Below are 20,979 nucleotides of genomic sequence, written 5' to 3'. Positions count from 1 at the left end.
CTGCGCATTAGCTGGCCTGGGTGATCAGGCCCACACGCTCTTCTGCGGGGCCCTCGGTAGGCCAATCGACCACCTCGGCCAATGGGCGGCGCGGCGTCGCGGGCAGTGGATCGGCGTTGACCGCGGCCCAGCCCACCCGCAGCAGCATCTGGGGATGGCCGCTGGTGCCGAACACGTCGGCGCGCAGCGCGGCCCGGGTTTCGGCGACCTCCAGCGGTTCAGTCACCGGGCAGGTCGCCAGCCCCATCGCAGTGGCCGACAGCAGCACCAGGCTGGTGGCCTCACCGGCGCGCAGACGTGCCATATCGTCGTCGGTCTCGGTTCCCAGGGCGAGCATGACGCCGTTGTCGCGCGCCGCCGGGGCCGGGCCCGGCTGCTTGAGGGCTGGGCCGGCGAAGACCCTGGCCGGGATGGCCGAGCCTGGATCCGGAGCCGGGGTGTTGCGGGCGGGAACGCCGGCCACCGAGCCGTACCGTCCGCTCCAAGCGTTGAGTTCGCTCAGATAGTCGGTGTCACCGGCGTGCTTCCACACCGACTGGGCGATAATCGCCTTGAGCTTCGGGAGCAGGTCGATCTGGCGCAGCATCACGCCCGCGCGCGCCGCGCGGGCGCCCATCAGCGCGATGTCGCCGACCGGCACCGGCCACGAGCTGTAATCGCGTCGGTCGGTACGCCGACGGGCGATCGCGGCGGCAAGCGTGACGTCGAGTTCGCTGGCCGGTTGCCGGTGCACCTCGATGGCCGCCAGATGGTCGCGGTCGACGGGGTCGGGAAAGCGCTGGATTCTCGCCTGCCAACCCATCGCGGCCAGGGCGACCACACAATGGTGCAGTACCGCACCGCAACTGACCAACATGTCGCGCCGGTCGGGATCGGTTTTCGGCAGGTGCCGGCTGGGGTCGGCGTAGAGATGCAGCCGGTGCGGTCCCACCCGCCAATGCCAGGGTTGGGAGTTGTGCACCGACGGTGCTTGAGTTGCCAGTGTGAGCACCGCCCGGACCGTGTCGGGGTCGGGAAAATCCGCATTCATATTCTCGCCGCCCTCTTTCGGATCACTGCAGTTCACTCCACTGTCGCGCGCGCACCCGCGGCGGGCCAGAGACGTTAGTCCTTTGCTGTGGGGACTTGTGCAGCCGGAATACTGGTGCGGCCGTGCGCTTCGGCCCGCTCGCGAGTACCTGATTCAGCTGGCGGCCTCAGCGTCGGCCTTGATCTGTCGAAGCGTGACACGCAGAATGTGCGCGACCACCGGCCGGATCAGCCGCCAGTATCGGGCGAACCGGCGTTTCGAGACGGTATCCGTTGTCGCCGTGCGACATTCGTAGCTCAAGAGCGTCCGGCCAGCACCGTACGGCAGCACCGAGAAGCTGGCCGCGATCTTGCCCCAGCCGGGTTCGGTGAAACCGGGAAAGTCCGCGGCGTCGACCTCGCGCCAGGTGATCACCGGCCGCCAGAACCGTCCGACGGCGCCGAAGACGATCTCCGCACCCGGCCGCTCGCCCAGCACCAGCCAGCCGGGAATACCGACCCCGTCGCCGATCACCAGCCGCGGCGGGCGCGGCGCCGGGCGATTACGGAAACGCGCGGGTAGCTGCCGAGCCCACATGGCCGTGTCCAGCAGCGGGCTGTGCACCCGCAGCAGATCCAGACCGCGGGCGGCGCGGAAGGTGGTCGAGGTATCGGCGAGCACCACGACGTGTTCGGAAACCACCACGTCGTAAGTCGGCAGGACCGAGTCGATGACCATGCCCTCGACCCCGGTCGCCATGGCTCACATCATGAAGCCGACGGACCGGCTCTACCTAGAGGCCGACGTCATACGCGGTCGGGACCATCGACCGTGCCCTAGGCATGGCGGCTGGTCACTCCCCCGTCGACCACCAGGTGAGTACCCGTGATGAAGGACGCCTTGGACGACATCAAGAAAGCCACCGCCGCGGCAACCTCCCGCGGCGCACCCAACCGCCCCAGCGGCGCAGCGGCCTCGAACCCTTGCCGCACTTCGTCGATGTCGAGCGCGATCTGCAGCATCGGCGTGCGGATGAAGCCGGGGCACACCGCATTCACCCGGATGCCCTCCGGGCCCAGTTGTGCCGCCATCGACCGGGTCAGTCCGAGCAGCCCGGCCTTGGAGGCGCAGTACGCGGGGATGAATGGGTTGGCGCTCAGACCCTCGATGCTGGAGATCCCGACGATCGCGGGCCCGGCACCGGCGCGGGCGGCGTCCTGCAGGTGCGGCAGCAACAGCTGCGACAGCATGGCCTGGGCGCGCAGGTTGACGTCGAGCACGGCGTCCCACGATTCCTCGGTGAAGGCGCCCACCGGTTCGGCGATCACCCGGCCCGCGGCATGGACCAGGCCGTCGATACCGTCCAGCGCCGCAGCCGCGGCGTCGACGGCCGCGCTGAGCGCCGCACCGTCGCAGACGTCGAGCATCGCGTGTGGCGTACCGAGTTCGGCGGCGACCTCGGCCACCGCGGGAGCGATGTCCCATAACGCCACTGGCCGCCCGTCGGCGACCAATGCCTCGGCGCAGGCCCGCCCGATTCCCGACGCAGCGCCGGTGACGACAACTCCGCTCACGACCGCTCCTTAGTCGATGCGCAACCGTTTACGGTGCGCACCGTAGCGCCGTCACGGCGGTCACGGTGCGGAGATGTCCCACTCGCCGGGCACCCATCTCAGCCCCGGTGCAGAAACCCCCTGTGCCGCTTGGGGTCGACGGGAAGAGTCGCCTCGATGATGGCGCGCACGGTGCGCCGGCAGCGCCCGCATTCGGAGCCGGCGCCGCAGGCTTTCGCGACCTGCTTGGTGGTCGTCGCCCCGCCCGCCACCGCCTCGATGACGGTCTGACTTGTGACACCGCTGCAGAGACAGACGAACATCGGCGCGAATCCTCAGGCGTTCGCGTCGATGCGCATGAGGTGCTGCAGCCGGCCGACGAAGACCGGCGGATAGGCGCCGATGCCGGCGCCCGACATCCAACCAGCGGCCGCGTCGGGATGATCCACCCAGGCGACCGCGTCGGCCTCGTCGTCGAGTTCCTGCAGGATCATCAGCTCATGTCCGTCGTCGAAGGCGCGGAACACCCGGATGGCGCGAACGCCCGCGGCCGCGAACCGGTCCAGTCCCGCGTGCACGCCGGCGATCGTCGAGGCCACGTCGTCGACGGCGGCGATCGAGCCGACGATCACTCCGGGAGTGGCCTGCTCCGATCCCTCCACGGTCAGCTTGTCCACCGTCTCACCGGCGAAGATGGCCGGGATGTCGTCGAGGCCGACAGCATCGAACCAGTTCAGGAAGGCCCGCGAGCGCAGCACCTGCAGGATCGGCTCCTTGTTGCGCAGCGACATGGTGACCATGACGCGGCCCGGATCCCGGATCGCGGCGTAGAGCAGTGCGTAGTGCACCCCGAGGTCGGCCAGCGCCCCGCGGCTGCGCTGCAGAACCGGCCAGACGCGGGCCGGGTCGGGCACCCGGTAGTCCATGGCGAGGACGAGGGAATGCGCATTGGTGTCGGCCGCCCCGTTCACGCCGACCACCTCTCAGTCGCTGGCCGGCAACGGCTTGGCGGTCTTCTGCTCCAGTGGCGTGCTGCCCACACTGAGCGTGCCGGCGCCGGCCTTGGTGACCAACAGTTCGGCGCCGCTGGCGTCGATGTAGCGCTTGCCCATGACACTGCCCCCGGCGAAGTCGGGATCGAGTTGGACGTCGGCGGACTTCTCGGCGTCCAGCGCGATCATCGGTGCGCCGCCGGCGCGCAGGTCGTCGAGGCTCTCCGACGAGCGCACGACGATGACCTGGGTGTCACAGACCTGACTCTGCAGTCGGGTGCCGGTCTTGATCATGGATGTGTCCTCCTGGGATCTAGGTGGCTGACGGCGACTTGAGTTCGTCGGCCAGTTGACGACGCAACACCTTGCCGGTCGGCGTGGTGGGGAGTTCGTGGCGGAACACCACCCGGTCCGGCGTGCGCGAGCCACGCAGGTGGGCCCGGACGTGCGCGCGCAGATCCTCGGGGTCGGGGGTGATGTCGGCGACGGGCACGACAACTGCGACCATGATCTGACCCCACTCGGCATCCTCAACCCCGACAACGGCGACGTCGTGGACGTGGGGATGCTCGACGAGGACATCCTCGACCTCTGCCGGCGCGATGTTCTCGCCGCCGCGAATGATGGTGTCGTCGGAGCGGCCACCGATGAACAGGTAACCGTCGGCGTCGAGGTAGGCGACGTCCTTGGTCGGGAACCAGCCGTGGTCGTCGAGGACCGAGCCGATCTCGGCGTATTTGCCCGACACCTGGTCACCGCGGACGAACAGCTCACCGACTTCCTCGGGCCCCAGCACGGTGCCGTCTTCGGCGCGGATCTGCACCTCGATGCCTGGCACGGGTTGACCGACCGAGCCGAGCCTCTTGCGGGCGGCTTCATCGCCCGACCGGTGGGCGTCCCGATGGTCGTCGGGTGTGAGAACGGCGATGGTGGAACTGGTTTCGGTCAGTCCGTAGGCATTGACGAAACCGACCTCGGGTAACAGGTCGAGTGCCTTGCGGACCAGCGGTAGCGCCACCTTGGAACCGCCATAGGCCAGGGTGCGCAGTGCGGGCAGCGGCGTGGGGTTGGCTTCGAGTTCGGCGATGATCCGGTCGAGCATCGTGGGCACCACCGTCGCGCTGGTCACCGCCTCGGTGGCAGCGAGCCGGATCCACTCGCGCGCGTCGAACCGGCGCAGGTAGACCATCTTGCGGCCCGCGTACAGATTCGACAGCGCCGCCCCGACACCGGCGATGTGGTAGGGCGGCACGCAGATCAGCGCGGCATCCCCCGGCTCGGCCGAGGCGAACTCCACCGTACCGGTGACATAGCTGGTGAGGTTGTTGTGCGACAGCTCAACGGCTTTGGGCCGCGAGGTGGTGCCGGAGGTGAACAGCACCACCGCCACGTCGTCGGGATCGGGGAATTCGCTGACCGGATCGGTCGTGGCGGCAACGGAGAGAAACTCCGCCGATTCGACGCTGGCGGCACCCAATCCCGTGACGACGGCGCGGTATTCGGCGTCGAAGACGACCAGCGGCTCGGGCAACCGGTCGATCAGTTCGGCCAGCGCCTCCCCGGAGAGCCGATAGTTCAGCGGGGTGAACGGCCGCGCGGCACGGGCGGAGGCGAAGATCAACAGCGGAAGCATGGCGCCGCCAAGCCCGACGTAGACCACGCTGCCCGCACCAGAGGCCGCGATGACGCCGGCCCCGCCGTCGGCGAGCTGGTTGAGCTCTCCGACGGTCAGCCGATGGCCATCGGTGACCACACCGACCCGCTCGGCGTCGGACGCCGCCATTTCCAACAACAGTGCAACGCTCATTGAATCGACTCCTCCTGACGCCGCGGCTAGACCGGGTTGAATTCCGAGATGAGCCAACGGCCGCCGGTATTGGACAGCTTGACCACCACGCTGCTGGTCGCCAGCGCCGGATCCGGCCGGTCCTTGCTGGTCGTCACCTGATTGACGAACACCAACACCACCGCGTTGTCGGCAGTCAATTCCGAGACCGCTGCGCGCGCGACGGTCGCCTCGGTCTTGACACCCTTCTGCCGTGCGGCAGGTGCCACGATCTCGTCGGTGAACTGGCTGTAGTACTTGAGGAATTCACCCGTGAGATGGGATTTGGCGTTGGCCAGGTCCTTGTCCAGGGTGTCCGGCGCATACGACAACAATGCGACAGTGCCGTCCCGGGCGGCACCGGCGACCTGCTGCTGGCGTTGTTGAATCTGACTGTCGACGGATTCGGTGGTGAACAGGTTGAGGCCGAAGGCCTTCTGATCCGGACGGTAGATCCACCAGTAGACCGCGCCCGCGCCAACCGCCGACCCCACCAGCAGCACCGCGAGCACCGGCACCAGCACTCGGGTCAAGCGCCGGGTTCTGCGCGGTTGCGGGACGCCATCCCCGGGGATGGCGGGCTCAGCGGCGATCTCGTCGCTGCCCGTCGTGCCGCCGGGTTCGGTGTGGTCCGCGTCCAGGGCGCCGGCCTCCGTCGCACCGCTCTCGGTGATTTCCGCTTCGATCGCGTCGGCGTCGTTGTTCTCACTGGTCATGGCACGAACTCCACATTCGACATCTTGAACTTGTCCCCGTCGCGCGCCACTGTGACGCTCATCCGCCAGGCACGCGGATCCTGTTGTGCACCATTGGCATTGGTCACTGTTGAGGACGCGGCCACGAGTACCAGACCGGTATCGCCGCCGTCATTCTCCAGTGCGGCCGATTTGATCGAACCGACGGTGACCGCCTTGGATTGCTCAGCGGTCTTCACGAAGTCGTCCGCACCCTTGGTGAAATCATCCTTGAAGGTCCCGGTCGACAAGTCGATCACGTGCTGGACGTCGGCCTGGGCCCGGTTGTAATCGATCGACAGCAGCGCCGTCACGCCGGAACGGGCAGCGTCGACGAGCTGGGCCTGATGAGCCCGTTGCGCAGCCACCTTCTGGTGCTGGACGACCATCATGGCGGTGAGCACCAGCGATCCGATCACCACAAGCGCGACCACGCCGGACGCAACCACCAGCCGGCCACGACGCAACCACCAGCCGCGACGTTCGACCTGGACGGCGCCCTCAGCCGGCGCGTCTTCGTCAGCAGCCTCGGTGGGCTCGTCTTCGGTGGGGATTGCGGTGGGCTCGTCTTCGTCGGACGCGGCCGGGGCCGGGCCACGCAGCCGCGCCGCGGTGGCCTTTGCCCGAGCGGCCTCCGCTTCAGCTTCGGCCTGAGCCGCCTCGGCCTCGGCGAGCTCGGCCAGCGTCTGCGCCACGGCGTCCTCGTTGAGGTCAGCCGCCATGGCTGTCCCGCATGTTCTTCGGGTTCGACGCGCAACGCGCGACAACGGCTAGACGTCGCATGTCGAACTCCTCTCTGGTCCGCATCTGGTCCGCATCTGGTCCGCATCTGGTCCAAACATCCCGCCAGCGTACGGGCGGGCGCTGAGCTGTCCGTCACATGCACGGCCTACGCGTGATACTCGATGAGAATGAGATTATCACCAGCCGGTAAGGAGTTAGATCGCACAGCCGGGACTGCACCACAGATTACGTTCTCATACTGCGGAAATGCCGTTTCCGCCGACTCACCGCAGCTGGTCTTTCATGACCTTGCCCGTCGCGTTCAGCGGTAGGCCGTCGACGAAAGCCACCGCGCGTGGCACCTTGAAGCCTGCCATCCGGTCGCGGCTCCAGCCGAGCAACTCCTCAGCCGACACCGTCGCCCCGCGGTGGAGGACCACAAAAGCCTTGCCCACCTGGCCGAGCCGGTCGTCGGGCACGCCGACGACGGCGGCCTGGGCGACCGCGGGGTGCTCCATCAGGAAGCCCTCGATCTCGGCCGGGTATGCGTTGAACCCGCCGACGATAAACATGTCCTTCTTGCGTCCGGTGATCCTCAAACGACCGGTGGCGGTGAACGTGCCGAGGTCCCCGGTGTACAGCCAGCCGTCGGCATCGATGGCGTCGGCGGTGGCCGACGAGTCGTCGAAGTAGCCCTGCATCACGCTGTAGCCGCGCACCAGCACCTCTCCGTCGTCGGCAAGCCGCACCTCAACCCCGTCGCACGGCAGGCCCGCCGTGGTGGCGATGTCGTCGAAAGAGTCCCCCGGCCGCGAGAGGGTGACCGTGCCGGCCTCGGTGAGGCCGTAGCCAGTGGCCAGTGTCTGGAACGGAAGTTCTTGGTGCACCCGACGGACGAGTTCGACGGGAATGTCGGCGGCACCGGTCACTCCGGCGCGCAGGGTGGCCAGCTTGCTCTTGTCCGGCACCGCCAGCAGGGAGTGATACAGGGTAGGCGGCCCGGGCAGCATGGTGATCTTCTCGGCGTCGATCAGCTCGACGACGCGATCGACGTCGAACACCGGAACCGGCAGCATTGTGGCGCCGCGGAGGAACGATGCGATGCAGCCGGCCTTGTAACCGAACGTATGAAAGAACGGGTTGACGATCAGGTAGCGGTCACCGTGGCGCAGGTCGGCGAGGTCGCACCACTCGGCGTACATCCGCAGGTTCTGCCGGTGGTTCATCATCACGCCCTTCGGGCGCCCGGTGGTTCCCGAGGTGTAGATGATGTCGGCGATGTCCGTTCCGCTGACGTCGCGGCCGAACGGGTCGGCCTCCTCGAGAAAGCCGGATCTGAGGTCGATCGCGGGCACGCCGGCCGGAACGCTGAAATCCTGCCCCAGAAAGCCCTTCTCGATCAACACCGCTTTGGCCCCACTGCGCGTGATGATGTCGGCAGCCTCGGCGACCTTGTACCGGGTGCTGACCGGGACCACGATGCCGCCCGCGGTGAGCACACCGAACGCCGCGATCATCCACTGCGCGGAGTTCGGCGCCCAGATGGCGACCCGGTCACCCTTGCCGACCCCGAGCGTCGCGAAAGCACCTGCCGCACAGCGCACCCGGTGTGCAACCTCAGTGAACGTAAGACGCAGCGGACCGTCGACGACAGCTTCGCTGTCGCCGAACCGGTCCGCTGCGCCCAAGACCATCTCCGGGATGGTCTCCCAGTTTTGCGCTGGTGTCACACGGTGACGAGGCGACTCAGGTTGCCGCCCATGATCTTTGCCTGGTCCTCAGCCTTGAGGTGCGAGAGGGCCTCGACGTAGTAGGTCGGCTCGGCCAACCCCTCCGGGTGCGGCCAGTCCGAGCCGTACAGCACCTGGTCCACGCCGACGAGGTTGACCAGGTCGTCGATGCCGTCCTCGAAGAACGGGCTGATGTAGATCCGGTTCTTGACCATCTCGACCGGGTCGCTCGGGAAGGCCTCCGGGGCCTTGCGGTAGACCTCGGCCAGGCCGTCCAGAAGCGGAGTCATCCACTTCGAGCCGGCTTCGACGATCGCGACCTTGAGCTTGGGGTGCCGGTAGAGCGCACCGTGAATCACCCACGAGCCCACCGAGTCCTGGATCGGCCGCCACTCGTTGAGGATGCCCATCGCGTTAGTCTGGAACGGCAGCATCTCCTGGTCGGCACCGTCCCACTCCGAGGTGTACCGGGAGTAGCCGCTGTCGCTGGAATGCATGCCGACCAGCAGGTCGTATTCGACGACCCGCTCCCAGAACGGATCGAACTCGGGCAGCGCGAACGACCGCGGGCCACGGAAGCCGGGAACCGGCGCCGGGCGCACCAGGATGGCGCGGGCACCGCGCTTGACCGCCCACTCCAGCTCCTCGATCGCCTTCTCCACGATCGGCAACGTGATCACCGGGGTGGTGAAGATGCGGTTCTGGTAGTTGAAGCCCCACACCTCGTCGAGCCACTGGTTGAGCGAGTGGACCAGTACGTGGATGGCGACCGGATCGTCGCGCAGCCGCTCCTCGATGAGGCTGGCCAGCGTCGGGAACATCAGCGTGCGGTCCAGCCCCAGCTCGTTCATCACCTCCAGGCGTGGGCCGGGCTCGAAGAACGCCGGGATGGCGCGCATCGGCTCGCCGAACAGCTCACGCTTGCTCTTGCCGTCCGGGTTGCCGTACTTGAAGTACTCCTCCCAGGCGCCCGGCCGGGCCACGACCTCGAAGGTCGGGTTGGGAATGTAGTTGCTGATCTGCCCCCGCAACGCAATCTTGGTGCGGCCGTTGACCTGAACGTACTGGACGTAGTCCTTGTACTCCTTGGGGAGGAACTTCGTCAGCGCCTCCGGCGGCTCGTAGAGATGATTGTCCGCGTCGAAAATGGGAAACGGGACGTCGACACGGTGCGACAACTGGCCCATGAAATCCTCCTTATGCAGTTCGTGAGAATCATATTCTCACATCGGGCCCAAGGCAATACGTTCCTCCCCCACCGAACCTCACGATTGCCGCATTTCTTACAAACCAGTAAGTTGATCGCATGACCGCCATCGGCCCCATCGCCATTTCCGACCCGACTGCAGTGCAGGATTTCTGCCACCGCTGGACAACCGCATGGAACGACCATGACGGCGACGCGGTCGCCGCACTGTGCGCCGAAGACCTGGTGTACGACGAACCCGCGCTGGGCCACACCGTGCACGGCCGCGACGCGATCAAGGGTTTCGTCACCGAGATGGCGCGGTCCTTCCCGGACAACACATTTGCCCTCGAGGGACTGTTCGCAGACGTCCATCGACGCGCCGTGCTGGTGGCCTGGAAGTTCACCGGCACCTACGCCAGCACCGGCCGCGTGGCCGAATTCCACGGTGACGATCGGCTGGAGTTCGGCGGGGACGGACTGATCACCGCCTACCGATGCCTCTACGACAACGAGCTCGTGAAGCGCCAGATCCGCAGGGCGGACCGGTGACCCGGATCGCTGACCAGCCCGCGTCGACACCCCGGGTCCACAAACCCGCGGCGGTTCGCCGCCAGGAGATCATCACCGCCGCAGCGGTCGAGTTCGCCGAAAACGGGCTCGCGGGGACGCGTTTGGAGGCCGTCGCCGCCCGGGCGGGAGTGTCGCACCCCCGGGTCGTGCAGATGTTCGGCTCTAAGCGCGGACTGTTCCTCGACGTCGTCGCGTCGGTGTTCGATCGGGTGACCGAGATGTTCGTCGCGACCACAGCGGCCCACCAGGAGCCCTCTCGACCGGTACTGGTGGCGCTCGGTGACGCCTACCGCCGATTGCTGCAGCGCGACCGTACCGTCGCACTGGTCATGCTGCACGCCTACGCCGCGGCCGGTGATCCGATAGTGCGTGACGAGGTCGCCGCCCGGTATCTGGCGTTGCAGCACAAAGTAATCGACCTCACCGGCACCGACGCGATGGGAGTGCGGACCTTCTTCGCCACCGGTCTGCTGGTGACGGTCTCGACGGCACTGGCGATGCCCGGCAAGCGGACCGACGCGCAGTGGGGCGGCTGGTTGCTGGAACTGGCCGCCCCGGCCGTCACCGGCCGGCCTTAGCGTCCCCTCGCGCCGGAGCGGTGCCGATTACCCCCGCGGCTTCCAGCGAGGCGACCTCGGCTTCGGAGAGTCCGAGTTCGGTGAGCACCTCGGTGTTGTGCTGGCCGAGCAGGGGTGCGGACTGCAGGTGTAGCCGGTCCGGGCCGTGTGCCAGCCGAAACGGCAACGTCGAAAACCGAGCGGGCGTAGTGACCGGGTGCGCAACGGTTTCGAAGAAGCCGCGCGCGAGGAGTTGCTCGATCTCCGCCTGCCGGTGCGGCTGCATCACCTTGGCAACCGGAATCCCGGCGGGCCACAGTTCGGCGACGATCTCGTCACCGCTACGCCGCCGGCACCACGCCGCCAGCTGCGCGTCGATGTGATCGGCACCCTCTCGGCGTCCCGCCACCGTGGACAGCTCAGGCGCGGCCGCCCACTCCGGGTCACCGAGGGCGGCGCGCAGCGAGGCCCACTGCTCGTCGTTCGCCACGGCGATGGCGACCCATGAGTCGTCACGGCCGAACTCGTCGATCTCGTTCGTGCGGTAGAGGTTCTGCGGTGCGGCCGCCGGCCCGCGGTTGCCCTCGCGCTCCAGCAGCGCCCCGTAGGCGCTGTACTCGATCACCTGCTCGGCGGCGATGTTCAGCGCGGCGTCCACCATCGCCGCCTCGACGAGTGAGCCCTTGCCGGTGCGCCTGCGGTGTTCAAGCGCCAGCAGCACACCGTTGAGGGCATGCAGGCCGGCATTGGGGTCACCGACCGAGTACGGTTCGTACGGATTGCGGTCGGGGTAACCGGTGAGCCAGCTGATACCGGCTGCCGCTTCGATCACGTAGGCGAATGCGGGGTTGTCCCGCCAGGGGCCGTCCAGACCGAAGCCCGGCATGCGAAGCATGACCACATCGGGCCGGATGCTCTGTACCGCGGCATAATCCAGGCCAAGCTGGTCGAGCACCCGCGGCGTGTAGTTCTCGGCGACCACATCGGCGGTGGCGATCAGCCGGGTGAGCAGCTCGCGGCCCCGCTCGCTGGACAGGTCGAGGGTGAGGTCCTTCTTGTTGGTGTTCAGCGCCGCGAAGATCGGCTGCTTCTCCCACCAGTTGTCCTCCGTGACCGGCACGCCCGAGATCATCCTGGTGCCGTCGAGACGACCTGCGGACTCGACGTGGATCACCTCGGCGCCCAGCAGGGCCATCATGTGCGTGCACGACGGACCGGCCCAGAACGTGGTGAGATCCAGGACCCGTATTCCTCTCAGCGGCAACCGTTGCGTCGGGCCACCGCCTCGCCGCGGGACCCGGTCCGCGTGGCGTTGATGCTCGGTGTGTTCGCCCAGTCGTGGCGCCGGCGCGGGCGGACGCAAATCGACACCGCTGATCCGGTACGGGTGCGCCGGCTGACGGAAGCCCGCCGGATTGCTGACGAACGCCCCCCGCGCGCTGAAGTGGTCCAGCGATTCGATCGTGGCGCCGTTGGCGACCGGAGCGTTTGGGATGCGGAACGCCGTTGCCAGATCCCGCACTTCGTCAACGGTGTGTTCGGCCACCCATGCGTAGAGCTCACCGGCCTTCTCGTTGGCCCGCTCGGTGATCGTCATCGACGACGTCTCGTCGATCCAGTCCTCGTGACCGGTCATGGAACACAGGTCGAACCACTGCTGGGCGGTACCACAACCGATGTCCACCAGACCGTCACTGGCCCTGGCGATACCGGGCACGGTCATCCGGCGAGCGTCCCGCCACGGCCGGTCCAGGATGTCGAAGTAGGTGACCGGGAAGTAGGTCAACCCCATCACATGGCATTCCAGCATCGACAGGTCGATGAGCTCACCACCGGCGCCGCTGAGTACGACGCGCATCCGTGCCGCCAGGATGGCGGCGCTGGCGTACGCCCCCGACAGGTAGTCGCCGACCCGGCCGCCGACGTACACCGGTGCCCGGTCCGGGGCTCCCCGCCCCAGGCCGACGATGCCGCCAGACCACGCCTGCAACGTGAATTCCGTTGCTGCGCGGTCGTGCCACGGTCCTTCGAGTCCGAACGCGGTGATCGCGGCGACGATCAGATGCGGATGCGCAGCGTGCAACCGCGCGGGCCGCAGTCCGTCGACACCGGCGAGGCGAGATTCCGGTGACCACACGACCGCGTCGGCCGAGGCCAGCAGGTCGTCGATCAGGCGCAGGTCGGCGCTATCTTCGGGGTCGACGACCACGCTCTGTTTCCCGCCGGCCAGGTAGCCGAACAGCGCGCCGTCCTCCCCCTCGCCGATGCTCGCGCCGGAGGCGGACCATCGGCGCAGCGGATCACCCTCGGGGGCTTCGACTTTGATGACCTCGGCGCCGCCGTCGGCCAGCAACTTGGTGCAGTAGCCGCCGGCGATGCCCGTCGAGAGGTCCACCACGACGAACCCGCTCAGCGGCGGATTGGGCCGCCCTGGATCCACGGTTCTACTTCTTCTTCTTCGGCTTGGCGTCTTTGCGGCCCGATTTCGACAGCCGCCATTCCGGAGGGAACTTGGCGTCGTTGTCCTTGACCGCACCGGAGAGGCCTTCGTCGAGGGCCTCATGCATGTCGAGATCGTCGTCGTCATGGGCGATGCTGCCACCCATCGACTCGAAGTAGCCGCCGAGCAGGCTGCCCATGTACTCGCCCTGGAACTGCTTCATCACCTCGAAGAAGATCTTCTGCTGAAAGACCGTGTCGGTGGGACGATTTCGGGCACAGGCCGATGCGTACTTGGCGACCTCGTCCTCGAGGTCGGCGCGGGGCACGACACTGTTGAGGAAGTTGCAATCGGCCATCTCGGCGGCGGTGAACGGCCGGCCGGTGTAGACCATCTCCTGGAACTTGCGGATGCCCATCATCTGCGCCCACCACCACATCCGGGGACCCCACCCGTAGTAGCGGAATGACGGATGGCCGAACAGCGCGTCGTCGGAGGAGATCACCAGATCGGCGTCGGCGGCCTGGTAGAAGTGCCAGCCGTAGCAGTACCCCTTGACCTCCAGGATGGAGATCTTCTTGAAGTCCTGCAACGTACGGATACCCGAATGCGGACTGGCATACCAGGAGCTGATCGTCGCGCCGCGGCGGAACGAGCCTTTGGGGGGATACTTGACTTCCCCGGGCGCGATGCGGAACTCCGAGAGCCGGGGCCCTTCGTCGGGGTCGTCCTGCATCTCCATGAACTCGGGCAGGTCCGCCCCGCTGCCCAGATCGTCGCCGACACCACGGATCACCAGGACCTTGACGTCGTCGTCGACGCCCGCCCGGTACAGCAGATCCGAATAGCGCAGGCGCGCAGCGGCGGTCGGGGCGTTAAGGAACTCGGGACGGTCGAAGGTGATCGTGGCGATCCTGGTCTTCGGGTCCTTGTCGTAGCGAATAATCTCCTCGGCCGACGGCCGCTTGGCCTTACCCATTGCTAGCGCCAACGCTCCACGCCGGACTCGACGTCAGTACCTCGTACCCGTCGGCGGTGATCAGCACGGCATCCCGAGTGATCACCGAACCGACCGACTCCTCCCACACATGCGCGGTGATGGCGAGCACCATTCCTTCCTCCAGCAGTTCGGCGTCGGCAGTGGCCCGCAGTTGCGGCGAGACGACCGGCGGATCGAAGCCCAGCCCCAATCCGTGCGCGACCGGCATCGGTGGGATCGGCTCACCCACCGCCTCGTAGGCGGCCAGCAGGACACTCGAACGATTGCCCGGCCGGCAACCGGCAAGCAGGGCGTCCCACAGCCGGTCGCGGCGCGCGTAGAGCGCGGCCACCTTCGCGCGATCGGCGATCTCGCCGATCGGCCAGGTGCGGGCGACCTCGCCGACATAGCCGTCGGCGAGCACTCCGGCAGCCACCGTGACCAGATCGCCGTCACGCAGTTGCCCGTCACCGGTCGCCCGGCGCCACGGGGTGTCCTTCGAGGTGATCCAGGCAGAGTCCTGGGTGGCCGGGGTGCTCACCCCGAGCGAGGCTTCCGCCTCCATCAGCGCACCCGCCAGCGCGCGCTCGGTGTTCCCGGGCCGCAGTTCAGCGACAGCACACGCCAAGCCGCGTTCGGCGACGTCTACGGCCTCGCGGATCGCTGCGATCTCCTCGGGGGTTTTGGTGCGGCGGGCCGTGCTCATCGCCGTCTCGGCGTCGACCAGTTCGGCGTTGGGGAACGCCATCGGCAGCAGCTTGGCGAAGGTCGGTGTGAGCGCATCGGTACCGACCCGCTTGGCAGTGTCGTGACCCTTGATGCGTTGCAGTACCCCCACCAGGTTCATCGGGTTCCAGGTGAAACCGTAGAGGTGCTCGCGCGGGATCTCCTCCGGGATGCCTTCGTCCCACGTGCTGTTGAGGTGGATGTCGCCGGTCTCGCGGACGAGGGCACAGATCGGTCCGAAGGGGCGGGTGCCGGCGACCCATAGCTGCGGCGCCCCGGTCACGTAACGGACGTTGGCCTGCCGGCCCAGCACCAGGATGTCGATGTCGTGCGCTGCCATCTGGGCCAGCGCCCGCTGCCTGCGGGCATAGCGCAGGGTGGGGGCGTCAGGCTCGACGTCGGTGGTGGAGTCGGAGATCTGTTCAGTACCCGGATGGATGCTCATTCGGCGCTCACTGGTAGGGGTCATAGGAGTACTCGGTCAAGGGCATCCAGCCGTCCTCGGCCACGACGACGATCTCTTCACCGCGATAACCACCGGTACCGTCTTCCCATACGACGGGCTCCAGCACCAGAACCATCCCTGCCGGGTAGACGAACTTGTCGTCGAAGTCCTCGCCCAAATCGGTTCCGATCATGGGCATCTCGGCGGCCTGGGTGCCGATACCGTGGCCCAGGTAGAAGTGCGGCAACCACGGTTTCTTGCCGCCGTTGGCGGCGATGCCCGCGCGGGCCAGATCACCCGAGGTGGCGCCGGCCTTCGTGACGGCGAGCACCGCGGTGATGATGTCGCGCCACTGGTGAAACTGTTCTCGCTGGCGTGGCGTCGGCTCTTGACCCACCAACCAGGTGCGACCGAAGTCGGAGCAGTAGCCCTGGTAGGTGATGGACACGTCGGTCCACAGCACATCCCCACGGGCCAGCTCGCGCTCGGTGGACAGCAGTGGCAACGCCAGATCACCAGTGGTGGTCCAGGTACCCTCCGCCTTCGATGTCGGCATGACCTGCCAGATCGCGTCCATCATGTTGGCGGTCGCGCCCAGCTCGAAAGCCTTGCGCACCAGCTGCGCCGATAGGTCGATCTGCCGCACTCCCGGCGCCAGGGCGTTCTGCACGTCGATGACAGCCGCCTCGGTGATCCGGCAGGCTCGTCGAATCGCCGCAATCTGGTCGGGTGTCTTCACCAGCTTGGCGGTGCCCATGACGGGCATGGCGTCGATCGGCGGCCCAGCGGGGAAGAGCCTGTCGGCGGCGCGACGCATCGCGCCGGTGAGCTCGTCGATGGCCACTGTCGCCGCGGGTCGGACCAACTCGGCCAACCTCTTGCCGAGTTCGTCGACGCCCTCGTCGAATTCGAGGTAGAGCGGACCGTGCAGATGGTCGGCGGGCAGATCCGCACCCAGCAGCGCGCCTTCGCGCAGCGGCATGAACAGATGCGGGTACTCGTCATCGGCGAGCACGAGTGCGACCGGACGTTCCACGTGGGACAGACCGGCGTCCAGCAATGGCCAGCTGGCACCGGTGGCGTAGACCACGCTGCCGTTGCCGAGCAGGATCATCGCATCGACGCCGTGCTCGGCCATGGCCGCGCGTAGCCGTGCGCTGACGTCACGGCGCATCCGGCCGGCGTCGGGTTCCTCCGGGATGTCCATCGCCGACAGCCCCGTGCTGGCGATGGTGGTGACGCCCCGGGAGGCGACCGTCGTCACTGCAACCCTAGGAACTTCTTGACGTTGCCGCTGACGATCTTGGCCGCGTTCTCGGGGCCCACGGCCTCGACCACGGTGGCCAACGATTTCTCCGAGTACCCGTAGGTCGACTCGTTGTGCGGGTAGTCCGAGGACCACATCACGTTGTCGACGCCGATCTTGTCGATGAGCTCCAAGCCGAGCGGGTCGACCATGAACGAGGCACACATGTGGTGGTCCCAGTAGTACCGGGGATCATGGCCCAACTCGTGGTTGAACATGTGCCGGTAGGAGGCCAGCAGATGCTGTGCGTCCTGCAATGCCGTAGGCACCCAAGCGATTCCGCCTTCGAACCACCCGATGCACAGCTTCGGGTGCCGGTCGAGGATGCCCGAGAACAGATACTTGGCGAACTGTTCGCGGAACGAGTCGACGTTGATCATCATGCCGACCACGACGCTGTTGTTCTCGCACGGCGTCTTCGGCGGAGTCTCGCCGATGTGGTGAGTCACCGGCAATCCGGCGTCCTCGATCTCGTCCCAGACCGCGTCCATCGCCGCGCCACCGTAGTCGTAGATGTTGCCGTCGTCGTCCTTGCCGGGGTTGAGCGGCAACAGGAAAGTCCTCAGTCCCAGCGCTTTGAGTTCCGCGAGATTGCTGCGGGTGCCCTTGGGATCCCACCAGTTGATCAGGCCGACGCCGTAGAAGTGTCCGTTCGACTGCTCCTGCAGGTCGGCCATCACCTCGTTGTAGATGCGGAACACCCGCTCGCGAAGTGCCTTGTCCGGGTAGTGGAACAGGGCCAGCACGGCGTTCGGGAAAGCCAGTTCCTTGTCGATGCCGTCCTCGGCGAGTTCGCGAACGCGCGCTTGGATGTCTTTGGTCGACGCGCCGGCCAGATCGTCGTACTGCATGAGCACCCGGCCGAAGTCACCGCCCACCCAGGACTTGCCCTTCATCCCGACCATGTAGGCGCCGTCCTCGTACCAGATCCGCGGCGCCTGGCCCTTGAGGTCTTCGGGGAACTTCTCGTAGAAGATGTCCTGGGCAACCGAGATGTGGTTGTCCGCCGAGAAAACCTCGGTTCCGGGGGGCAGGCCCACATCACCGTGCGCATGCCCGTGTCGGTTCTTCGGTGCGCCGAAGCCTTCCGGTGGGTACAGGGTTGCGGTCAAAGTTGACATCGTTGGCACTCCAATCGGGCTGTGGGGCAGGGTTACCAAGTAACGGGGACTTCGTAGACCCCGTAGGCGAGGTGGTCTTCCGCGAACGGAACCTCCTCGAACGGGATCGCCAACTTCATGTTGGGCATGCGGCGCAGGACGGTGGGGAATACGATCTGCATCTCCGCACGGGCCAGCTGCTGGCCGACGCATTGGTGCCTGCCGTAGCCGAATCCCAGCTGCTGGCTGGCGTCACGGGTCAGGTCCAGCTTTTCCGGGTCGGCGTACATGGCGGGATCCCAGTTGGCCGGGGCCAGATCGAGAATGACCCCATCGCCCGCCTTGATGGTCTCGCCGCCGATCTCGATGTCCTCGAGGGCCACCCGGCGCTGGCCGGTCTGGATGATCGACAGGTAACGCATCAGCTCTTCCACCGCGTTCGCGATGAACTTGGGGTCATCGGAGTCACGCAGCAGAGCGGCCTGTTCGGGGTTCTGCAACAACGCCAGCAGACCGAGTCCGATCATGTTGGCGGTGGTCTCGTGCCCGGCGATCAGCAGGCCGGTGCCCAACTGCGCGGCCTCCTTGACGTCGATCTCGCCGGCGTTGACCCGTTCGGCGAGATCGGAGATGGCGTCCTCGGCGGGCTCTTTGCGCTTTTTCTCGACCAGGTCAATCAGGTACTGGTGCAGCGACATCGCGCCCTTTTGCATGGCGTCGGCCGCGGCGTAGCGAGCAAGCCCGGCGTTGGCGTGCTCTTGGAAGAATTCGTGATCCTCGTAGGGCACGCCGAGCATGTCACTGATGACCCGCGTCGGCACCGGCAAGGCGATCTTCGCGACCATGTCCGCCGGCTGCGGTCCGGCCAGGATCTCGTCGATGCACTCATCGGTGACCTGCTGGATGACGCTGCGCAGTGTCTCCACCCGGCGGAAGGTGAACGGCTTGGACAGCATCCGCCGGAATCGGGTGTGCTCCTCGGCATCGGAAGTGAACACCGAGCGCGGCCGCTTGTCGACAGTGGCGCGCATGTGCTCGTTCCAGTGCGGGAATCCCGACTTGCGGTCGTCGACGCTGATCCGCGAATCAGCGAAGAGCGAACGGGCCGCCTCGTAGCCGGTCACCAGCCACGGGGTGCTGCCGTCCCAGATCCGCACCCGCGACAGCGGTTTGGTCTCGTTCATCTCGAGGAGCTTGAGCGGCGGGGCGAACGGGCAACTCGCGGCTCGCTCCATCGGGTAGTCCGGGACGGTGGACTCACCGACCGCGTCGGTCAATGTGTCGGACATACTTCACTCCTCGACGTAGATGGCCTGGGCGGGACAGGCCGCAGCGGCCCGCCGCACATTGTCGGCCTGATCGGCTGGGGGGTTGTCGTCGAGCAAGACGACCACACCGTCGTCGTCACGTTGATCGAAGACATCGGCGGCGTTGAGGACGCACTGGCCGGAGGACACACATTTGTCCTGGTCGACTTTGACCTTCATCTTCGGTTCAGCCCTGTCGTGTCACGGGTGCAAGCCACAGCCCGACGATCGCGTCGACCAGTCCGGAAGCGGCGTGGCGCCAACTGGTTAGAGGCAGGTGCGAGCCCTCGGCAAGAGAGCGCTCGTATTCCGCACAGGTGTGCATCAACAGATTGCGCGCCATGATGTTTCGTTGCGTGCGCACGTTGGACGGCAGGTCGGGCAGGCAGCGGCTGATGCCATCGAGGACCTTCACCAGGGCCGGCAGCGCCAACGCATCACGGGTGACCGTCTGCTGATAAGCCGGGTCCGCCATGACCTGCGCCGCGAAGCGGGCGTACCACGTGGGATTGCCCAGCGCGGTCAGATGGTCGGTGAGCGGGAGCACCAGGCTTTCCACCCAGTCGCGCAACTGCGGGGCGGGGCCCATCGTGTCGACGCGCTGCTCGCGGAGCAGCTCCACCGGAATGGCGTGCTTGTGCTCGATCGCGCGAACCAGGTCGGTCTTGGTTCCGAAGTGATAGCCGACCGCGGCGTTGTTGCCCTGCCCCGCCGCTTCACTGACCTGCCGGTTGGACACCGCGAACACACCGTGCTCGGCGAACAGCCGTTCGGCGGCGATGAGAATTGCCTCCCGAGTCAGGCTGGCCCGATCGGTGCGCGTGCTCTTGGAGGTGGTCGCAGTGGTCATCGCAGCCAAGTCAACTCCGCTCCATTGGTTAAGTCAAGCGATTGATTTAAGAACTCGAGGCGGCTTTCTTCTTCGGATTGGGCTTGCCGGCCGCCGTCCCCCCGTCGACCGGCAGCACCGTCCCGGTGATGTAGGGCGAGCGGTCCCCGGCAAGGAACAGCGCCGCCTCGGCGACGTCGTCGGCGGTCCCCTCCCGCGCGAGCGGCCGGTCCGCCCGCATCTGGGCGCGGATGCCCGCCTCGAACTTCGCGACCTTCTCCGGGTCCATCCCAGCCGCCGAGGACGCGACGATCGCCGTTCGGATATGACCCGGCGCGAGGCAGTTCACCCGGATCTCGTGGTCGGCCAGCTCGATCGCGGCACACTTGGTGAAGTGGATGACCGCGGCCTTGGAAGCCCGGTAGGTCATCACCCCGCCGCCGGCCTGAATCCCGCCGATCGAGGTGACATTGATGATCGAGCCGCCACCGTGTTCAGCCATATGCTTTGCCGCATCACGGGTTCCGGCCATCACCGCCCGTAGGTTGATCGCCATCACGCGATCGAAGTCGGCGAGGTCGTCGACGAGAAAGCTGCGGTGCATCTTTCCCGACACCCCGGCGTTGTTGACCATGACATCCAAACCGCCGAAGCGGTCGGCGGCGGTGTCGATCAGGCTGGTGACCTGCTCGGGTTGCGTGACGTCGGTCGCGACGAAGGCGGCCCGCTCGCCGAGCCGGCCGGCCAGTGCCGTCCCACGCTCGGCGTCGACGTCACCGAAGACCACGGCCGCACCTTCGGCCGCGAAGCGCTCGACGATCGCCGCACCGAGCCCCGCCGCGCCGCCCGTGACGACCGCAACCTTGCCTGCCAATTCGTTTCCCATTCCGGCAGTCAACTCGGTGGCCGCGAATCAAGTCAAGCGGCTGACTTAAAGCAGCGGGCCGGCCGTTGCCGAGGTCCCG

At 67.0% G+C, this 20,979-nt stretch carries 22 protein-coding genes; 2 read left to right on the top strand and 20 right to left on the bottom strand.

Annotated elements, in window-relative coordinates:
* Positions 1–7 precede the first annotated feature (7 nt).
* From ACXDF8_RS19315 to ACXDF8_RS19265, 11 genes are all read right to left on the bottom strand, one after another.
* Positions 8–1,030 (bottom strand): Acg family FMN-binding oxidoreductase, encoded by a 1,023-nt coding sequence (locus ACXDF8_RS19315; RefSeq protein ID WP_457224893.1) that lies wholly within the window; start codon positions 1,028–1,030, stop codon positions 8–10.
* 153 nt (positions 1,031–1,183) lie between these two features.
* Positions 1,184–1,768, bottom strand: a complete 585-nt coding sequence (locus ACXDF8_RS19310) for a hypothetical protein (RefSeq protein WP_457224892.1) — start codon at positions 1,766–1,768, stop codon at positions 1,184–1,186.
* 77 nt (positions 1,769–1,845) lie between these two features.
* Positions 1,846–2,583, bottom strand: a complete 738-nt coding sequence (locus tag ACXDF8_RS19305) for an SDR family NAD(P)-dependent oxidoreductase (RefSeq protein ID WP_457224891.1) — start codon at positions 2,581–2,583, stop codon at positions 1,846–1,848.
* 98 nt (positions 2,584–2,681) lie between these two features.
* Positions 2,682–2,885: a (2Fe-2S)-binding protein gene (locus ACXDF8_RS19300; RefSeq protein WP_457224890.1), complete on the bottom strand. Its 204-nt coding sequence runs from the start codon at positions 2,883–2,885 to the stop codon at positions 2,682–2,684.
* Between the two features lie 12 nt (positions 2,886–2,897).
* Positions 2,898–3,488: a fatty-acid--CoA ligase gene (locus tag ACXDF8_RS19295; protein ID WP_457224974.1), complete on the bottom strand. Its 591-nt coding sequence runs from the start codon at positions 3,486–3,488 to the stop codon at positions 2,898–2,900.
* 57 nt (positions 3,489–3,545) lie between these two features.
* On the bottom strand, positions 3,546–3,848 hold the full coding sequence (locus ACXDF8_RS19290) for a hypothetical protein (protein WP_457224889.1): 303 nt from the start codon (positions 3,846–3,848) through the stop codon (positions 3,546–3,548).
* A gap of 19 nt (positions 3,849–3,867) precedes the next feature.
* Complete coding sequence (locus tag ACXDF8_RS19285) at positions 3,868–5,361, bottom strand: class I adenylate-forming enzyme family protein (RefSeq protein WP_457224888.1); 1,494 nt, start codon at positions 5,359–5,361, stop codon at positions 3,868–3,870.
* Between the two features lie 26 nt (positions 5,362–5,387).
* Positions 5,388–6,095 carry an Rv1363c family protein gene (locus tag ACXDF8_RS19280; protein WP_457224887.1) on the bottom strand — a complete coding sequence of 236 codons (708 nt, stop codon included), beginning with the start codon at positions 6,093–6,095 and terminating at the stop codon, positions 5,388–5,390.
* Entirely contained in the window at positions 6,092–6,835 is a 744-nt protein-coding gene (locus ACXDF8_RS19275; protein ID WP_457224886.1) for an Rv1363c family protein, read from the bottom strand. Before ACXDF8_RS19275 ends, ACXDF8_RS19280 begins: the two co-directional genes overlap by 4 nt.
* Before the next feature lie 285 nt (positions 6,836–7,120).
* Positions 7,121–8,566, bottom strand: a complete 1,446-nt coding sequence (locus tag ACXDF8_RS19270; RefSeq protein ID WP_457224885.1) for a FadD3 family acyl-CoA ligase — start codon at positions 8,564–8,566, stop codon at positions 7,121–7,123.
* Positions 8,563–9,753, bottom strand: a complete 1,191-nt coding sequence (locus ACXDF8_RS19265) for an amidohydrolase family protein (RefSeq protein ID WP_457224884.1) — start codon at positions 9,751–9,753, stop codon at positions 8,563–8,565. Before ACXDF8_RS19265 ends, ACXDF8_RS19270 begins: the two co-directional genes overlap by 4 nt.
* Positions 9,754–9,872: 119 nt before the next feature.
* Here ACXDF8_RS19265 and ACXDF8_RS19260 point away from each other — a divergent pair, with 119 nt between their 5' ends.
* Positions 9,873–10,304, top strand: a complete 432-nt coding sequence (locus tag ACXDF8_RS19260; protein ID WP_457224883.1) for a nuclear transport factor 2 family protein — start codon at positions 9,873–9,875, stop codon at positions 10,302–10,304.
* Complete coding sequence (locus ACXDF8_RS19255) at positions 10,301–10,903, top strand: TetR/AcrR family transcriptional regulator (RefSeq protein WP_457224882.1); 603 nt, start codon at positions 10,301–10,303, stop codon at positions 10,901–10,903. The genes ACXDF8_RS19260 and ACXDF8_RS19255 overlap by 4 nt, the downstream gene beginning before the upstream one ends.
* On the opposite strand, the gene ACXDF8_RS19250 is transcribed toward ACXDF8_RS19255, so the two are convergent.
* Genes ACXDF8_RS19250 through ACXDF8_RS19210 form a run of 9 tightly spaced genes read right to left on the bottom strand, consistent with a single transcriptional unit; the run spans position 10,887 to position 20,900 of the window.
* Positions 10,887–13,322, bottom strand: coding sequence for a CaiB/BaiF CoA transferase family protein (locus tag ACXDF8_RS19250; RefSeq protein ID WP_457224881.1), 2,436 nt, complete (start codon positions 13,320–13,322; stop codon positions 10,887–10,889). The genes ACXDF8_RS19255 and ACXDF8_RS19250 overlap by 17 nt on opposite strands.
* 4 nt (positions 13,323–13,326) lie before the next feature.
* The gene (locus ACXDF8_RS19245; protein ID WP_457224880.1) at positions 13,327–14,301 is read right to left on the bottom strand and encodes an enoyl-CoA hydratase/isomerase family protein; all 975 of its coding nucleotides are present in this window, start codon (positions 14,299–14,301) and stop codon (positions 13,327–13,329) included.
* Complete coding sequence (locus ACXDF8_RS19240; protein WP_457224879.1) at positions 14,294–15,472, bottom strand: M24 family metallopeptidase; 1,179 nt, start codon at positions 15,470–15,472, stop codon at positions 14,294–14,296. Before ACXDF8_RS19240 ends, ACXDF8_RS19245 begins: the two co-directional genes overlap by 8 nt.
* 7 nt (positions 15,473–15,479) lie before the next feature.
* Positions 15,480–16,679, bottom strand: coding sequence for a M24 family metallopeptidase (locus ACXDF8_RS19235; protein WP_457224973.1), 1,200 nt, complete (start codon positions 16,677–16,679; stop codon positions 15,480–15,482).
* Positions 16,680–16,732: 53 nt separating this feature from the next.
* Positions 16,733–17,899 (bottom strand): amidohydrolase family protein, encoded by a 1,167-nt coding sequence (locus tag ACXDF8_RS19230; RefSeq protein ID WP_457224878.1) that lies wholly within the window; start codon positions 17,897–17,899, stop codon positions 16,733–16,735.
* Positions 17,900–17,931: 32 nt separating this feature from the next.
* Complete coding sequence (locus tag ACXDF8_RS19225) at positions 17,932–19,167, bottom strand: cytochrome P450 (RefSeq protein ID WP_457224877.1); 1,236 nt, start codon at positions 19,165–19,167, stop codon at positions 17,932–17,934.
* A 3-nt stretch (positions 19,168–19,170) separates the two neighbouring features.
* Entirely contained in the window at positions 19,171–19,365 is a 195-nt protein-coding gene (locus ACXDF8_RS19220) for a ferredoxin (protein ID WP_457224876.1), read from the bottom strand.
* Between the two features lie 7 nt (positions 19,366–19,372).
* Positions 19,373–20,035, bottom strand: a complete 663-nt coding sequence (locus ACXDF8_RS19215) for a TetR/AcrR family transcriptional regulator (protein WP_457224875.1) — start codon at positions 20,033–20,035, stop codon at positions 19,373–19,375.
* Positions 20,036–20,081: 46 nt separating this feature from the next.
* Positions 20,082–20,900, bottom strand: a complete 819-nt coding sequence (locus tag ACXDF8_RS19210; protein ID WP_457224874.1) for an SDR family NAD(P)-dependent oxidoreductase — start codon at positions 20,898–20,900, stop codon at positions 20,082–20,084.
* Positions 20,901–20,979: the final 79 nt, after the last annotated feature.

This window comes from Mycolicibacterium sp. CBM1 (genome assembly GCF_054073305.1).
The sequence above is the reverse complement of the archived record's forward strand: the minus strand, read 5'-3'. Positions and strand labels throughout refer to the sequence as shown.

Coding starts and splice junctions, on each gene's coding strand:
- ACXDF8_RS19315 (WP_457224893.1), bottom strand. CDS start 1,030: ATGAATGCGGATTTTCCCGACCCCGACACGGTCCGGGCGGTGCTCACA.
- ACXDF8_RS19310 (WP_457224892.1), bottom strand. CDS start 1,768: ATGGCGACCGGGGTCGAGGGCATGGTCATCGACTCGGTCCTGCCGACT.
- ACXDF8_RS19300 (WP_457224890.1), bottom strand. CDS start 2,885: ATGTTCGTCTGTCTCTGCAGCGGTGTCACAAGTCAGACCGTCATCGAG.
- ACXDF8_RS19295 (WP_457224974.1), bottom strand. CDS start 3,488: ATGGACTACCGGGTGCCCGACCCGGCCCGCGTCTGGCCGGTTCTGCAG.
- ACXDF8_RS19290 (WP_457224889.1), bottom strand. CDS start 3,848: ATGATCAAGACCGGCACCCGACTGCAGAGTCAGGTCTGTGACACCCAG.
- ACXDF8_RS19285 (WP_457224888.1), bottom strand. CDS start 5,361: ATGAGCGTTGCACTGTTGTTGGAAATGGCGGCGTCCGACGCCGAGCGG.
- ACXDF8_RS19280 (WP_457224887.1), bottom strand. CDS start 6,095: ATGACCAGTGAGAACAACGACGCCGACGCGATCGAAGCGGAAATCACC.
- ACXDF8_RS19275 (WP_457224886.1), bottom strand. CDS start 6,835: ATGGCGGCTGACCTCAACGAGGACGCCGTGGCGCAGACGCTGGCCGAG.
- ACXDF8_RS19265 (WP_457224884.1), bottom strand. CDS start 9,753: ATGGGCCAGTTGTCGCACCGTGTCGACGTCCCGTTTCCCATTTTCGAC.
- ACXDF8_RS19260 (WP_457224883.1), top strand. CDS start 9,873: ATGACCGCCATCGGCCCCATCGCCATTTCCGACCCGACTGCAGTGCAG.
- ACXDF8_RS19245 (WP_457224880.1), bottom strand. CDS start 14,301: ATGGGTAAGGCCAAGCGGCCGTCGGCCGAGGAGATTATTCGCTACGAC.
- ACXDF8_RS19240 (WP_457224879.1), bottom strand. CDS start 15,472: ATGAGCATCCATCCGGGTACTGAACAGATCTCCGACTCCACCACCGAC.
- ACXDF8_RS19235 (WP_457224973.1), bottom strand. CDS start 16,679: ATGGACATCCCGGAGGAACCCGACGCCGGCCGGATGCGCCGTGACGTC.
- ACXDF8_RS19230 (WP_457224878.1), bottom strand. CDS start 17,899: ATGTCAACTTTGACCGCAACCCTGTACCCACCGGAAGGCTTCGGCGCA.
- ACXDF8_RS19225 (WP_457224877.1), bottom strand. CDS start 19,167: ATGTCCGACACATTGACCGACGCGGTCGGTGAGTCCACCGTCCCGGAC.
- ACXDF8_RS19220 (WP_457224876.1), bottom strand. CDS start 19,365: ATGAAGGTCAAAGTCGACCAGGACAAATGTGTGTCCTCCGGCCAGTGC.
- ACXDF8_RS19215 (WP_457224875.1), bottom strand. CDS start 20,035: ATGACCACTGCGACCACCTCCAAGAGCACGCGCACCGATCGGGCCAGC.
- ACXDF8_RS19210 (WP_457224874.1), bottom strand. CDS start 20,900: ATGGGAAACGAATTGGCAGGCAAGGTTGCGGTCGTCACGGGCGGCGCG.